Annotated in this window: 14 protein-coding genes; 11 read left to right on the top strand and 3 right to left on the bottom strand. The window is 46.4% G+C overall.

Translation table 11 applies throughout. The annotated features are described in order from the left end of the window. Positions 1 to 12 precede the first annotated feature (12 nt). From ADA01nite_RS01220 to ADA01nite_RS01210, 3 genes are all read left to right on the top strand, one after another. Complete coding sequence (locus tag ADA01nite_RS01220) at positions 13 to 291, top strand: hypothetical protein (protein WP_146808069.1); 279 nt, start codon at positions 13 to 15, stop codon at positions 289 to 291. Between the two features lie 288 nt (positions 292 to 579). After that, positions 580 to 2,733 (top strand): sigma-54-dependent Fis family transcriptional regulator, encoded by a 2,154-nt coding sequence (locus ADA01nite_RS01215; RefSeq protein WP_170230061.1) that lies wholly within the window; start codon positions 580 to 582, stop codon positions 2,731 to 2,733. Positions 2,734 to 3,174: 441 nt separating this feature from the next. Further along, positions 3,175 to 3,630: a pyridoxamine 5'-phosphate oxidase family protein gene (locus ADA01nite_RS01210; protein WP_146808067.1), complete on the top strand. Its 456-nt coding sequence runs from the start codon at positions 3,175 to 3,177 to the stop codon at positions 3,628 to 3,630. 215 nt (positions 3,631 to 3,845) lie between these two features. Here the strand turns inward: ADA01nite_RS01210 and ADA01nite_RS01205 are convergent, their stop codons facing one another. Beyond that, positions 3,846 to 4,364, bottom strand: a complete 519-nt coding sequence (locus ADA01nite_RS01205) for a YhcN/YlaJ family sporulation lipoprotein (RefSeq protein ID WP_146808066.1) — start codon at positions 4,362 to 4,364, stop codon at positions 3,846 to 3,848. 267 nt (positions 4,365 to 4,631) lie between these two features. On the opposite strand from ADA01nite_RS01205, the gene ADA01nite_RS01200 reads away from it, so the two are divergent. The 6 genes from ADA01nite_RS01200 to ADA01nite_RS01175 all read left to right on the top strand — a co-directional run bounded on the left by ADA01nite_RS01200 (position 4,632) and on the right by ADA01nite_RS01175 (position 10,520). Further along, on the top strand, positions 4,632 to 5,966 hold the full coding sequence (locus tag ADA01nite_RS01200; protein ID WP_146808065.1) for a PhoH family protein: 1,335 nt from the start codon (positions 4,632 to 4,634) through the stop codon (positions 5,964 to 5,966). A gap of 104 nt (positions 5,967 to 6,070) precedes the next feature. After that, entirely contained in the window at positions 6,071 to 6,694 is a 624-nt protein-coding gene (locus ADA01nite_RS01195) for an MBL fold metallo-hydrolase (RefSeq protein ID WP_146808064.1), read from the top strand. A gap of 151 nt (positions 6,695 to 6,845) precedes the next feature. Continuing rightward, on the top strand, positions 6,846 to 7,031 hold the full coding sequence (locus ADA01nite_RS01190; protein WP_146808063.1) for a cbb3-type cytochrome oxidase assembly protein: 186 nt from the start codon (positions 6,846 to 6,848) through the stop codon (positions 7,029 to 7,031). Positions 7,032 to 7,334: 303 nt separating this feature from the next. Further along, on the top strand, positions 7,335 to 8,861 hold the full coding sequence (locus tag ADA01nite_RS01185) for a sensor domain-containing diguanylate cyclase (protein WP_146808062.1): 1,527 nt from the start codon (positions 7,335 to 7,337) through the stop codon (positions 8,859 to 8,861). 38 nt (positions 8,862 to 8,899) lie between these two features. Continuing rightward, positions 8,900 to 9,073 carry a hypothetical protein gene (locus ADA01nite_RS01180; protein ID WP_218029518.1) on the top strand — a complete coding sequence of 58 codons (174 nt, stop codon included), beginning with the start codon at positions 8,900 to 8,902 and terminating at the stop codon, positions 9,071 to 9,073. Between the two features lie 277 nt (positions 9,074 to 9,350). Beyond that, positions 9,351 to 10,520: a class I SAM-dependent methyltransferase gene (locus tag ADA01nite_RS01175; RefSeq protein WP_146808060.1), complete on the top strand. Its 1,170-nt coding sequence runs from the start codon at positions 9,351 to 9,353 to the stop codon at positions 10,518 to 10,520. Positions 10,521 to 10,596: 76 nt separating this feature from the next. Here the strand turns inward: ADA01nite_RS01175 and ADA01nite_RS01170 are convergent, their stop codons facing one another. Both ADA01nite_RS01170 and ADA01nite_RS01165 read right to left on the bottom strand, forming a co-directional pair. Next, positions 10,597 to 10,884, bottom strand: coding sequence for a DUF2626 family protein (locus ADA01nite_RS01170; protein ID WP_146808059.1), 288 nt, complete (start codon positions 10,882 to 10,884; stop codon positions 10,597 to 10,599). Between the two features lie 110 nt (positions 10,885 to 10,994). Next, positions 10,995 to 11,699 carry a helix-turn-helix transcriptional regulator gene (locus tag ADA01nite_RS01165; RefSeq protein WP_146808058.1) on the bottom strand — a complete coding sequence of 235 codons (705 nt, stop codon included), beginning with the start codon at positions 11,697 to 11,699 and terminating at the stop codon, positions 10,995 to 10,997. 230 nt (positions 11,700 to 11,929) lie between these two features. On the opposite strand from ADA01nite_RS01165, the gene ADA01nite_RS01160 reads away from it, so the two are divergent. Both ADA01nite_RS01160 and ADA01nite_RS01155 read left to right on the top strand, forming a co-directional pair. Further along, positions 11,930 to 12,289 carry a Spx/MgsR family RNA polymerase-binding regulatory protein gene (locus ADA01nite_RS01160; protein WP_146808057.1) on the top strand — a complete coding sequence of 120 codons (360 nt, stop codon included), beginning with the start codon at positions 11,930 to 11,932 and terminating at the stop codon, positions 12,287 to 12,289. 354 nt (positions 12,290 to 12,643) lie between these two features. Beyond that, positions 12,644 to 13,804: a cation:proton antiporter gene (locus tag ADA01nite_RS01155; RefSeq protein ID WP_146808056.1), complete on the top strand. Its 1,161-nt coding sequence runs from the start codon at positions 12,644 to 12,646 to the stop codon at positions 13,802 to 13,804. Positions 13,805 to 13,868 lie beyond the last annotated feature (64 nt).

The following is a 13,868-nucleotide window of genomic DNA, read 5'->3' as shown; positions in this document are numbered from 1 at the left end:
AGAGGTGGCCACATGACGAAGCAATTCGAGAATGCGTTGTTTGACTATTTGCAGATTAAAGTCGTCTCAGACGCCAGACCAGAGGACGACGCGGCAAAAAAGACAAGTGATTTTTTCTATTCCATTCTGGAAGAGGATCATAAGCTGGAGCATTTGGAATACACCAAAGACGAGACAATGTACCATGTCAAGTATACGGCAGATGGAAAAACGAAAACCCAGTTTTACGACAGGGAAGCCATTGAGCAGCTGCTTAGCGCCATCGAGGCAGAGCCGCGCTATGGTCGGTAAAAAATACGTAAGGGTGCAGAGAAACGCTGAGTTTTTCTGCACCTCATTTTTTTTGCGTGGAAAACATGTTTAAAAATAATGCGTAAGAATATATGATGAAAGGAAAGAGAGGGAAGAAGAAATAAGATCCGGAGAAGAAAAAGGCCTTCGCCTTTTTCTACATTAAAATCATCTCCTCGCTCCCTTCTCTCTTTTCCCTCATGCCGCAAAAGTCAGCCGCCCTTCTCATGATTTTCATGTCGGGGTGGCGGCTGAAAATCCATGAGAATTTTGTTAGGAGTAGACGGAATGAAAGTACGAGATTACATGACCGCAAACCCAATTGTTCTATATAAAGAGGAAACGATTAGCCGTGCCGCTTCCCTTCTGCTCGAAAACCGAATTGACGGTTTGCCGGTGGTGGATGAAGCGTACAAGCTGATTGGGCTGCTGACCAAATCGCATGTATTTCGTGCGATGAAAAACCATCTGCCCGAGGAAACGCCGGTAGGAACGTTAATGCAGACCCGCCTGGTTACGCTGTACGATGATCAGCAGATTTATGAGGATTGGGACGAAGAGTTGGAAGCGGGACGCCTTCCGGTCATTGACCGCTCCGGTACACTGGTCGGTATTCTGACGAGAACGGATATTCTCCGTGCTTTTGAGCACCAGACACGGAAAACGATTTCTCAACTGGACGCGATTCTGCAGTCTACATATCACGGGATCGTAGCAGTTGACTTAAAGGGTCATGTGCTGTCCATTAACCAGGCTGCAGAGCGCCTGCTCGGCATCTCCTCGCAGAAAGACATGCTCCGTACATCCATCGATGAGCTTGTATCTGATAAGCCGTTGTTAAATCTGCTGCTTTCTCTTGAAAAAAAACAGATGGTCCGGCTTGATTATGACGGTCGCAAACTGCTGATTAACCATACGCCGATCGTAACCGACGAAGGCAAAAAGATTGGAATGGCAAGCGTTATGCAGGATATTACGGAACTTGAAGTGATCTCTGAAGAGCTTACGGCTGTCCAGAAGCTGAACCGGGAACTCGATACGATTATCGAATCGTCCCATGACGGGATTGTCGTTACGGATCGCAGCGGAGTAATCCGTCACTTCAATCAAGCATTCAGCCGTATGACAGGTGTACCGGCACACGAAGCGATCGGCAGGCAGGAAGAAGAGTTGGAGCGGCGGGGCATTATTTCCCAGGCAGTGAGTAAGCTGGTGGTTGAAAAGAAGAAGCGCGTCAGCGTTATCCAGCATGTGGCGAACGGCAGCGTACTGCTCTCGACAGGAACGCCGATTCTAGACGATGAGACGGGCGAGATTTTGCAGATTGTAATGAATTGCCGCGATTTAAGCCAATTGAATCAAGTAAAGGCGGAACTGGAAGAAGCGAAGCAGCTATCTGAGCGATACCATTCGGAGCTGGAAGTGTTGCGCGCACAGCAGATGGAAATCGAAGGCGTGGTCGCGGAAAGTGAGGAGATGCGTAATATTCTTCAAATGTGCATGCGCATCGCTCCGGTAGATACGTCTATCCTTATCCTTGGAGAATCGGGTGTCGGCAAGGGTGTATTGGCCAAATTGATTCACCAGCGAAGCGACCGGGCCAGGGGGCCTTTCATCTCCATTAACTGCGGTGCCATTCCCGGTAATTTGCTTGAGTCTGAACTGTTTGGCTACGCGCCCGGAGCTTTTACGGGTGCACAGCAGAAAGGGAAACCAGGTTTAATTGAGCTGGCAGACGGAGGAACGCTGTTTCTGGATGAAATCGGGGAGCTGCCGCTGGATTTGCAGGTTAAACTGCTGACAGTGCTGCAGGAAAAGCTGGTCACCCGTATCGGAGATGTAAAGGAAAGAGCGGTAGATTTTCGCCTGGTTGCAGCGACAAACGCCAACCTCCTTGAGCGGGTGCAGGCCGGAACATTTCGTGAAGATTTATACTACCGGATTAACGTCGTTCCGATCGAAGTACCTCCGCTGCGTAAGCGCAAAGAAGATCTATTTCCGATGATTCGGTATTTCCTTGGGAAATTTAATGCTAAACACCATGTAGATAAGCGGATTTCCTATGAATCGCTGGAGCTGATGCAAGCGTATGCGTGGCCCGGTAACGTCCGGGAGCTGGAGAACATCATTGAGCGGCTGGTTGTGACCACGGTCGCTCCGGTTATTGATGTACAGCATCTGCCCAAAATGATGCTCGATGGGCAGACTCCGTCTGTTGCATTTCCGGTGGAACGGCGGCAAGAAGCAGGGCAAGCGGATGAAAAAACTGTATACAGTACGGCAAGCGTGCCTGCTACGCCGGCTCAAGAGAAGGAGCGGTTGTTGTCGTTATATGAAAAATATCAGAGCACGCGAAAGGTCGCTAAAATCTTGGGGGTTCATCAATCCACTGTTGTGCGCCGGTTAAATAAGTATGGGATTCGAAAGAAAAATGATGCATAATGGATGCGAGAAGTGTTTTTGATGCGATTTTGATGCAGATAAACGATGCGTATGCATCGGATTTGCCATATGTACCCCGTCATTTGCATCATTTTAGCTGTTAGAAAAACTGGCATAGTACTTGCAATGTTAAAAAGACGGAGAGAATGAATTAATGGACTATCGCAAGACTTCGGCAGGAGAGGCCGAATCAATAGAGAAATCATACAAATAATAAAAATAAAAACCATACATTATACAAATAAAAAGGGTAAAAAACCCGCAGTTGAGTGGAGAGCAACCGAAACGTGCGGATATATTTCTTGCGATAGTTCATTTCCATTCCATCCAGCCTGCCCGCTTGCCGAGATGCATTGCCTGCCGTTTGTGAATTGATAGTTGAGGATATGCTTTTTTCCGGTGTACAATGGAAATATCCTCATATGTAAGGAGGTTTTGCTTATGGCGGAAGTTGTGGCACAATCTCTAAGCCAGGATTTGCTGGCATTGTTGCAAAATGAACGGTTTGCCATGCTGTCCACGGTGAACAAACAATCTGGAGGGCCGTATGTAAGCGCGATTTCTTGGGTATACGCGCCGAATGTGTCTACGATTTTATTTGCTGTCAATAGCAAGTCGGTCATCGTCGACAACATCCAGCACAACAGCCATGTTGTGCTTAATGTGTTTGCGGGTGGGTCCGTCTATTCCATCAGCGGTCATGGACATGTGAAAGCGGAACAAATGGAAAATGTACCGTTAAAGCTGACTATGGTGGAAATAATGATTGAAGAGGTGCGTGATGTGATGTTTTATGGATCACGCATTTCCATTGAACCGCGTTTTGAGAAGACGTATGATGAACGAGCGGCGAAAAAACTGGATAATCAAGTAATGGAAGCGCTTAAAAATGCCTAGTCATATGATCTGTGACCAGGCATTTTTTTGTGGTATAGGAGAGTATATGTCACTTTACATTGAGAAAGCGGTATATACTTTCCCTTCATTGTAATCAAGGAAAAACGTGCGAGGCGTGTGCCGGCCGTTGCTTTTTCCGTGTGGAGCGTGTAGCCCGAAGGGAGGGAAAGACCGGCAACGCCCGCGCGTTTTTCTTATCTGTTTTTATGTGTATGTTACCGGCCTTGCGTAGTTGGCCGTTGATTTCGTACAGGTTCCTGATGGGGAGCCTGCGGAACAAGGCGGCCTGCAATGTCAGCCAACTCTTCGGCGAATCCGGCTACAGGCCGGCCACGGCGAATATCTTCGTTCATTTCCCGGAGCCGCTGTACGATATCGGGATCGGCGGTTACCAAGGCACGGGCACCCTGCGGATCTTTTCGCATCGCTTCAGCCACAGAATATTTAATGGTGCCTACGCGTGCACGGTCAAGCTTTGCGTCAACATTAATGCCGACAATGGCGACCTTGCCGAAAACAACGGCGGTTGCTCCCCTTACATGAGGGACCTCCGCAGCCAGTCTGGCCAACCTATCGGCGGTCGCCTGTGCGTTCTGCGGCTGCGCCGATTCTGGTGCTGTTTGTTTCACGCGTTGTACTTCCGTTTTTCCCTGGGCCTCGGGTTTGGCCGGCGTATTCGGGCCACATCCGGCAAGCATGAGGACGGCAAGCAGTGATAGTGTGCGTTTCTTCATTCTGTCACATCCTTTCTCGTATCAACTGCACATTCTTTACCCGTAGTGTTGCGCAAAAGGAGGGAAGGCATACGTGATTTTTTCTTCTAGAATATTTTTTGTAACATACACTAACAACAAACCTCCATAAACCATAAAGTAAAGTAAAGCGAACGTATTGCCGATCATCCTTTATCCGCACCTCCGTAAGTTGCAAGCTTCGGCAAACGCTTTAGCGCGATTGCCGTTAGGATAAGCATCCATATACATTGCCCGGGAGGCGAGACATTGAAAAAAATCTATGTCTTAGATACGAATGTGCTGCTGCAGGATCCGCTGGCGATTTTCTCATTTCAAGATAATGATGTGGTATTGCCGGCTGTTGTGCTTGAGGAAGTGGATTCAAAAAAACGTTTGATGGATGAAATTGGAAGGAACGCGCGTCATGCGGCCAGGCTGCTAGACGGATTGCGTGCCAGAGGACATCTGCACCATGGGGTGGAGTTAGATAGTGGAGGACGGCTGCGCGTCGAGTTGAATCACCGGTCATTCGCGCGCATGCAGGAGCTGTTTCACGATATGACGAATGATAATCGCATTCTCGCGGTTGCCATGAATCTGCATACAGAAGAGCAGCAGAAAGAATCGCCGCGCGCCGTCATCCTTGTTTCAAAAGATGCGCTTCTGCGCGTGAAAGCGGACGCAATCGGACTTGCGGCGGAAGATTTCCTGTCCGACCGCGTCGTGCACGAGTTCTCCAATCTCTATAAAGGATATGCAACCATCCAGGTTCCGTTTGATACAATTCAAAAATTTTATGGTGCAGGGCCGTTCGAACTAAAGAACTTCCTGCCCAACCGAACGTTTTTGCCGAATGAATTTCTCATTTTAAAAGACGAGCTTGGGTCGTCTGCCTCGGCGATAGGCAGGATAAGCGGGAATGGAAAGCATTTGCTTCCGCTTATGTTTGGTGATGAAATTGTCTGGGGGGTAAAAGCGCGTAATGCCCAGCAAAAAATGGCAATGGAGCTTCTGCTTAATAAGGACATTCCGCTTGTCACCCTGACAGGAAAAGCGGGGACAGGCAAAACGCTGCTGTCGCTTGCCGCCGGTTTGATGCAGACAGAAGATGAGCATGCATACAAAAAGCTGTTGGTGGCACGTCCGATTGTGCCGTTGGGCAAAGACATTGGATATTTGCCAGGGGAGAAAGAAGAGAAATTGCGCCCCTGGATGCAGCCGATTTACGACAATTTGGAATATCTATTTAATACAAAGCAATCCAGGGATTTGGATAAAATTTTGGCCGGCCTGGGCAGCATTCAAGTCGAAGCGCTGACATATATTCGTGGAAGAAGCATCCCTGAGCAATTCATTATTATCGATGAGGCGCAAAATTTAACAAAGCATGAAGTAAAGACCATTCTGACGAGGGTTGGTGAAAACAGCAAAATTATTCTGATGGGAGACCCGCAGCAGATTGACCATCCGTATCTCGACGAGGTCAACAATGGATTAACCTATGTGGTTGAGATATTTAAGAACGAAAAAATGTCAGGCCATATTACGCTTCAGAAAGGCGAACGTTCATCGCTGGCGCAATTGGCCGCCGACTTATTATAAGAAACGCAAATAGAAAGCTCCGCTTATATGGGTGGAGCTTTTCATTTTCGTTTTATAGGGAATGATGGTACACTAAGGAAAACACGACATAGGAGGCGAGGCAGGTGCGTATTCATACTTTTCCTCTAGGACCGTTGCAGACAAATTGCTATATTGTTACGAATGAAGAAACGAAAGAAGCTGTTATTATTGATGCGGGCATGCATCCAGGTGAGTTGTTGAGACAGGCGGCAAACTATCAGGTGCGTGCGATTTTGCTGACGCATGCACACTTTGATCATATGGGAGGATTGGATCAAATCCGGAAGAAAACCGGTGCTCCGGTTTATATTCATCATAGCGAGCAGGAGTGGTTGACCAATCCTGATCTAAACGGTTCTTCCCGCTGGCCGATGATTGGCGGGGCGATGACAGCCGAGCGTGCCGAATACGAAATAAAAGAAGGAGATGTGCTTGTCCTTGCAGGCTTAAACATCCGGGTTCTAGAGACGCCGGGGCACACACCGGGCGGCGTGTCGTTTTTGATTGATAATGAATTGTTCAGCGGAGATACGCTGTTTGCCCATTCGATCGGCCGGACCGATTTGCCGGGCGGCAACTATGAGCAGTTGATTCAAAGTATTCAGGATAAATTAATGCCTCTACCGGAAGACACACGCGTCTATCCGGGGCACGGACCGGATACGACAATCGGATTCGAAAAGCTGCACAATCCGTTTATTGCCTAAACATTGCGGTAATACTAAGTTTGTCACATTTTTTTCACACCGTGGGGAGATAAAAGCAACACGCAACTTAAAAAGGTTGTTAAACTAAGAAGTAGAATCTAACGCGAATAGGGTGTTTTGTTTTACTTTTACGAAAAGGGATGATGAATCAATGCTTTTTGGATATTCCATCGGAACATGGATGCTTCTTACGATCATGATTTGTTTCTCCGGTTCGGCGCTGCTCATCTGGTATGCTGCAAAATCCAGCGGGCAATTTGACGATGTGGAAGGCGTAAAGTATCGGATGCTTGAAGAAGAATCCGCGGTTGATGTACCGATTGATGCCAAGAGATAAGAGAAAGCATACTCGTTCGGAGTATGCTTTTTTATCATTCGTTTTCTGTGAAAATCATGAGGAAAGAAGGAAGGGAAAGAGGAAAGAAGATTCAGGGAAGAAAAAGGCGTTCGCCTTTTTCTACATTGAAATCATTGTCTCGTTCTCTTCTCTTTTTCCCTTCATACCACAAAAAGCCAGCCGCCCTTCTCTTTATTTTCATGGCAGGACTTGTGGCTAATCGACCATAGTGCTTTTGTTTAATAAATGTGTAGAATTAAGAAAAAAGAGAATGGTTTTTGAAGCTGGGGTGAGGTAGTTGGGATGAGCCACGAAGTTTCCTTGGAACAGGCCGAGCGGCATATTCGCCTGCTTCGCCTGCTAAATGAAGTGAATATGTATATTGCCGGGACAACGGAATTGGAAGCGGCGCTAAACTTTGTAGGAGAGACGATTCGGCGGGCATTTGGTGCCGGTACATGTATATCACTAGTGGAAGAAGAAGAGCAGAATTTACAGGTGTGGATGGACACGGATCGAAAAGAAAGTCGCTATTGTTACGTGTTTTCACCCGGGTCGGTGGAGTGGGAGACGGTAGAAACGCATAAGCCGCAACTGTTATACCCAAAGAAGACCGCCCTTAACCTTACACTTCTTCCGCTGCAGAATTATGGTACGCTCTTCCTGTTTCCGATTCGATACAAAGAGAGTTTGCAAGGCATATTATATGTGTTCCATGAGCAAGAAATCATGGTAGAGCCTTATTTGTTAGAGTTTTTAGAAGGTGTTTCCGCCCGTCTTGGTGTCGCGGTATACAACTGGCAGCAGCAAGAAGATTTGCAGTATCAGAGGCGTAAGCTGCAGCTTCTGTTCGATATGATGGCGGTGGCAGCGGATGCGGATAAAGATCTCGAAGATGTACTAGAGCTTGTGCATCGCCAAATTGCCGATACATTTCACTGGTCGCGAGTCATGATTGGACTGGTGGATGAAGAGAAGAGAAGAATCGTGCTGTCCAACACGACAGGCCCGGTAGCACCGGAATGGGCTGCATCGCTTACAATTCCGGCTTTATCCGGATGCGATCAAAGGCATGAAGAGGCGTTTCGTACAGGTTTGCCGGTTGTGGTGCAGGATGGACAGCATGATGAGCGATGCGGGGTTACTTCGCGCCTGCCTGATCTTTATAGCGCAGTCACGGTGCCCATTATGTACAAGGATAAGCCGCTTGGCATTATTTATGCAGATAACAAAGATTATCGGCGCTTTACTGATATGCAGCTGCAGTTTTTGATCGCAATCGCCCGCCAATTGGGAACGGTCGTTATGAACGTGCGTCAGTATGAGCATATTAAGAAGCTGGCGATTACCGACGGATTGACGGGGCTGCATACACGGCAGTACTTTTCAGAGCGATACGCGGAAGAGTATGCGAGCGCGGTACGGTATAATACGCCGTTCTGTCTGATTATGATTGATATTGATGATTTTAAGAAAATTAATGACACATACGGGCATATTACAGGCGATGAGGTGCTGACTGCGGTGGCCCGAGTAATTCAGCAGCAGGTACGGACATATGATATTGTGGCCCGTTACGGAGGCGAAGAGTTGATTCTCCTGCTGCCACGCACGAGATTAAATGACGCGTTCCGTATCGCTGAGAGAATTCGGGCATCGTTCCGTACGCTTGAGTTTCCTTTCCCTGTCACCGCAAGCATCGGTTTAGCCGTCTATCCGAACCATGCAAAAGACAAAGAGGATTTGCTGATGCTTGTTGACGATGCTATGTACCGCGCTAAGCATCAGGGCAAGAATCGTATTAAGATTGCACGCGGCAAGTCTAGCTAAAAACAGGTCGCATGCCGAAGGATTTCTTTTCTGCGAAGATGCTGAAACGTCCGTATGGAAGCGCCCGAACGGGAACCGCCAAACATCTGGGTGTTTCAGTGATGGAGACAATGGCGGTTCTTTCTTCCGTTCGGACACTTCCATACTGGGTAGAAAAGAAAAATATCGGCGCTGCGACCTGTTTATTCACGATTATGATGAGACAAAGATAAACACCACCTTGGGGTAAAGGTGGTGTTTAGGGGGAGGATTAGAATTTAGAGTTAAACTAATAGGGTGGGGCATTGCCCCTGGGTTTTACATATGGGATGTTAATTACATAATAAATCTCTTTTTAAACTATGTCAATAGTGTTAAACAGAAATTTTATACCGTAAAATTCAGCCGCTCTTCCCCTCATTTTCATGGCAGGACTTGTGGTTAATCGGCCATGGTGGTTTTCTATGCATGCTATAATGAAAAGAACGAATAGAGAGAGGAAGAGAAAACGTGGATGTGATTACAACCATTCAGCGGATTATCCGTAAAGCACCGGAGCGGATGATTCCGTTTCGCATCTATATGGAGCATGCCTTATATTCTCCGGAGGGCGGATACTATCAACAAGAGAAGCCTAAAGTCGGCAAGCAGGGTGATTTCTACACGAATGCCTCGGTCGGCTCTGTTTACGGAGAAGTAATAGCCGACGTGCTCTGGGAGATGCTCGGCAAATTACCTGGTCATAACAGTAAGACAATCGTAGAAATGGGGGGCGGAGCCGGACAGCTCAGCGCGCACATCCTCCGTTATCTTCAAGAGACGGGCCGACTGGCTGACATGCCGGAGCCGCTGCCATATATTATGATTGAAACGAGCGCTTACCACCGCTCGCTTCAGCAGGAAGCTCTCTCCGCTTTCAGAGAGGCCGTTGACGTGCGCTGGTATGAAAGTATCAAGGAGGCTAAAGCCGAATGGGGAGAACTGCATGGTGTATTTTTTTCCAATGAGCTTCCGGACGCATTTCCCGTTCACTTGATTGAATATCGTGACGGAAGCTGGCATGAAGTCTATGTGACAGAAGAAGAGGAGGGAGAGGAAAGACGCTTGTTTTCCGAGCGGCTTGGTCCACTCTCAACCCCGATGCTTGCCGATTATATCAAAGACGAGTGCATTCCTCCGTTGGAAGGCTACCGCACCGAGGTAAACCTGGAGAGTCTTCGTTGGATGGAAGACGTAGCAGGATGGCTAACCAGGGGCTATATACTAACCGTTGATTATGGATATGAGCGCGGTGTCCTGTATGCGCCCTCGCGAAAGAACGGAACCCTGCTGTGTTACCGTTCGCATACAATAAGCGAAGATCCGTATAAAGCCCCCGGTGAAAGTGACATAACGTCTCACGTGAATTTTTCGGCGCTTATCGATAAAGGTGAAGTATGCGGGCTTAAGACGCTGGGGTTTTATACACAACAGCAATTTCTGATGCAGGCGGGGATAGTGGCGCGTTTGCAGTCGCATACGGGAGGCGATCCGTTCCGCAATGAAGCTGCGAAGCGAAATCGTGCCATCCGACAGCTTATTGTGCCGGAAGGGATGGGACATGCGTTTCGTGTGCTTATCCAGGCAAAGGGAGTAGAGAGTACGCTAACCTGCTGTACACCCTGGTCATTGCAGATGTAGAGAACACAGAAGGAAAAGCAATAGATGCTAAATAAAAAAACGGAGGGGACGAAATTCCGCTCCGTTTTCGCATGTATTATAGGAATGAGGACAGCGTGTTTACTACAGCACTTGCATGCTCTCCGTCAAGGTTCTTCGGATAATCGCCGAAGAAAGCGTAGAACATAAAGCCGGTAAACGCTAACAGCAGGTAAGTCATAAAAATTGTCATGTATGTTCTTTCCGAAAGTTCAACAAAGCTCAAAGCCAGGAACATGCCCGTTTGAGCAAAGAATAACAGTGCCATTGCTTGCAGTCCACCCCATAACCCCATTAGCGCAATGACCAGGCAAAAAAATGCCAGTACACGATACATGCGTGCCATCTCTAATTTCCCTCCTTTTGCTGCTGTTCTAGATAAAACTGTAAATCATTCTTATTATAATCCAGTCATTAAAGCCTGTAAATGTAAAGGTTTGTCCATTGTATGACACATCAGGAAAGGCGTAACATTGTATAGTCGCAGGACTTACAACCTGCCAGCATAGAATTTTCTTCAATTAGGGAAATATTCTCGCCGAAGTATGTTTCGAAAATGCCAAGCAGCAGCGCATGATGCATCCGGCAGATGCTTTCCGGATTTTTCACGGCTGTTTCTTTGAATGTGCAGTTATACACGCGGAAACGGAGATGTTGTTCATCAATGAGTTCGATTTCCGGATTGAGTCCTTGAGCCAACACCAGGCGATGGATCGAAGCAATTTTTTCTTCTGTCTTCATTCCGGTAAAACCGACACGCTCTTTCTCGATTGCCTGTCTTGCAGCTTCATGGCCGAATTTACGCCCCATTTCATACAACGCTTTCTGTCCCGCCTCACCTAAAGAAAGAAGCGTTTCAATAGCGATATTAGCCAAAAGCTGGTAGTCACGCGGCGGGAACTGCAGGCTGATAACCTCATCAGACAAAGAGTACAAACGGCTAGGACGTCCGCCTTTTCCGGTTTTTTCTGAGGTGGAATTCAACAGGTTTACGTCCTCAAGTTTTGTTAAGTGCAGGCGCGCGACGTTTGGATGAATATCGAATTGTTCGGCAATTTCTTGCACGGTGACGGCACGATGACTGGACACAATGTATTGATAAATGGAAAAACGAGTAGGGTCAGCAAGAACGCTGGTTAATTTTAAGGTTTCATTTTCCATCGGGAGTCCCCCTTTTTATTTCTTATATCTGGGGTTAATTATAGTACAAATAAAAGAAAGGGTAAATGAAACTTTTGTAAACACTATTGACATAGAAATAAATGCAATAATATAATTAAGTTAATTAAAAGGTAGGAATTCCTATTCTTTATTCACTTTACATTTTTTATAAGCTATACATTTGTCATAGATAAATAACATTTGAATAGTTGACAAGGAGATGACCGGGGATGAGTGAGCACCATTTAACATTCTATACTTATCCAAGCTGTACCTCTTGCCGCAAAGCGAAAGCATTCCTGAAAGAAAAAGGAATCGAGTATGATGAGCGTCATCTGTTTAAAAATCCTCCTTCATCTGAAGAATTGTTAGAAATTATCAAAATGACTAACAATGGAATTGATGACATTTTATCAACGCGCAGCCGCAAGTTTAAAGAATTGGACAAAGATATCGAAGACATGACTGTTTCCGAGCTCTTGGAGATGGTGAGTGAGGAGCCGCGACTGCTTCGTCGGCCGATTATTTTTGACGGAGAAAACTTGATTATCGGCTATAACCGCACCGCCATGCAGGATTTGCTGGCATAGCGCCGTATATTGTTTTGCTGAGAATAAGGACGACGGGCATTCCCGTCGGCTTTTTGTGTACGTATAGGAAAGTATATGTTGATTTACAGTTCTAAAGCGACATATACTTTCCCTCTATTTTGTGTATACGGGGGAGCAATTCCGATCTTTGCAATATAAAAAGGTTCTATCTTTCATTACATAAGTATGGTATAATGACTTACATAATATTGAATATGTTTGTTTTTGGAGGAGTCTGTCACCAGAGGCTTATCTATGTCTAAAAGGAGCCTGTGGTCACAGGCTCCTTTTTCTATTTTGTAACGGTTTTTTAGACAAAATATCATTATATAAAAGAAGAAAGGCGGAGAAAATATGCTTATTTTTCAGTTAGCTATCATCTTATTTGCTTCTAAAATAGCGGGGGACATTAGCGTACGTTTAGGTCAACCAGCTGTATTAGGGAAGCTGCTTATCGGGATTGTTTTAGGACCAGCGGTCTTAGGAGTGATAACGGATACAGAGATTTTAGGTGAGCTAAGCCAAATTGGTGTCATTCTTCTTATGTTTATTGCCGGTCTCGAAACCGACGTAGATGATTTTAAGCGAACAGGCAAGGCCTCTACTTATGTTGGGGTCGTAGGCATTATTGTCCCTTTAGCAGCAGGCTATCTTGCCGGTATGATTTTAGGTCTTGCCCCCCTGCATTCGCTCTTCCTTGGCCTGTTGCTGTCAGCTACAAGCGTAAGCATCTCGGTTCAAGCGTTAAAAGAGATGGGAAAGCTCAATTCTAGAGAAGGAACAACCATTCTGGGAGCTGCGGTAATTGATGATCTTCTTGTCATCATTGCGCTGGCTTTCCTTATGAGTTTAGCCGGTGGTGATGTACATCTTGGAGCGGTTATTCTGAAGAAGGTAGTTTTCTTTGCCGTTGTTATCTTGCTTAGCTGGAAATTGGTCCCGTGGATACTGAAACAATTTGCTCCGCTTCGCGTTACGGAATCGGTCATATCTGCAGGGTTAATTATCTGTTTTCTTTTTGCTTATCTGGCAGAGTATGCAGGAGTTGCGGCGATTATTGGCGCTTACATCGCGGGGATTGCCATTGGTTTTACTGACTATAGAGACGAGGTTTCCGAAAAGATAGAAACCATAAGCTATGCCGTTTTTGTGCCTGTATTTTTCACCTCCATTGGTGTTGCTGTAGAATTTAGCGGGATTGGAAACCAGTTGGGATTAATTCTAGGTTTTAGCATAGTAGCTATTGTAACGAAATTGGTTGGCGGGGCCTTTGGTGCGATGGCGGCTGGATTCAACTGGCGAAACTCGCTGGGGATTGGCTCAGCCATGGTATCCCGTGGCGAAGTGGCTTTAATTATTGCAGGAATTGGCCTTGAGACAAGTATGCTTGATAAAGAGCTATTTTCAGTGCTTGTAGTGGTGGTTTTGGTTACGACAATTGTGACGCCTCCCATGATGAAATGGTTCTTTACGGATAAAGGCGCCGAAAAAGTGGGTGTTAAAAAGGAAACGTAAATCAAATCATTTACAAAAGAGAACGGTCCATGTACATGCTTTTAGTTGGGAGGGTGAACAACTG

It is taken from the genome of Aneurinibacillus danicus (assembly GCF_007991215.1).
GTDB lineage: Bacteria > Bacillota > Bacilli > Aneurinibacillales > Aneurinibacillaceae > Aneurinibacillus > Aneurinibacillus danicus.
The sequence above is the reverse complement of the archived record's forward strand: the minus strand, read 5'-3'. Positions and strand labels throughout refer to the sequence as shown.

Coding starts and splice junctions, on each gene's coding strand:
- ADA01nite_RS01220 (WP_146808069.1), top strand. CDS start 13: ATGACGAAGCAATTCGAGAATGCGTTGTTTGACTATTTGCAGATTAAA.
- ADA01nite_RS01215 (WP_170230061.1), top strand. CDS start 580: ATGAAAGTACGAGATTACATGACCGCAAACCCAATTGTTCTATATAAA.
- ADA01nite_RS01210 (WP_146808067.1), top strand. CDS start 3,175: ATGGCGGAAGTTGTGGCACAATCTCTAAGCCAGGATTTGCTGGCATTG.
- ADA01nite_RS01205 (WP_146808066.1), bottom strand. CDS start 4,364: ATGAAGAAACGCACACTATCACTGCTTGCCGTCCTCATGCTTGCCGGA.
- ADA01nite_RS01190 (WP_146808063.1), top strand. CDS start 6,846: ATGCTTTTTGGATATTCCATCGGAACATGGATGCTTCTTACGATCATG.
- ADA01nite_RS01185 (WP_146808062.1), top strand. CDS start 7,335: ATGAGCCACGAAGTTTCCTTGGAACAGGCCGAGCGGCATATTCGCCTG.
- ADA01nite_RS01180 (WP_218029518.1), top strand. CDS start 8,900: ATGCTGAAACGTCCGTATGGAAGCGCCCGAACGGGAACCGCCAAACAT.
- ADA01nite_RS01170 (WP_146808059.1), bottom strand. CDS start 10,884: ATGGCACGCATGTATCGTGTACTGGCATTTTTTTGCCTGGTCATTGCG.
- ADA01nite_RS01165 (WP_146808058.1), bottom strand. CDS start 11,699: ATGGAAAATGAAACCTTAAAATTAACCAGCGTTCTTGCTGACCCTACT.
- ADA01nite_RS01160 (WP_146808057.1), top strand. CDS start 11,930: ATGAGTGAGCACCATTTAACATTCTATACTTATCCAAGCTGTACCTCT.
- ADA01nite_RS01155 (WP_146808056.1), top strand. CDS start 12,644: ATGCTTATTTTTCAGTTAGCTATCATCTTATTTGCTTCTAAAATAGCG.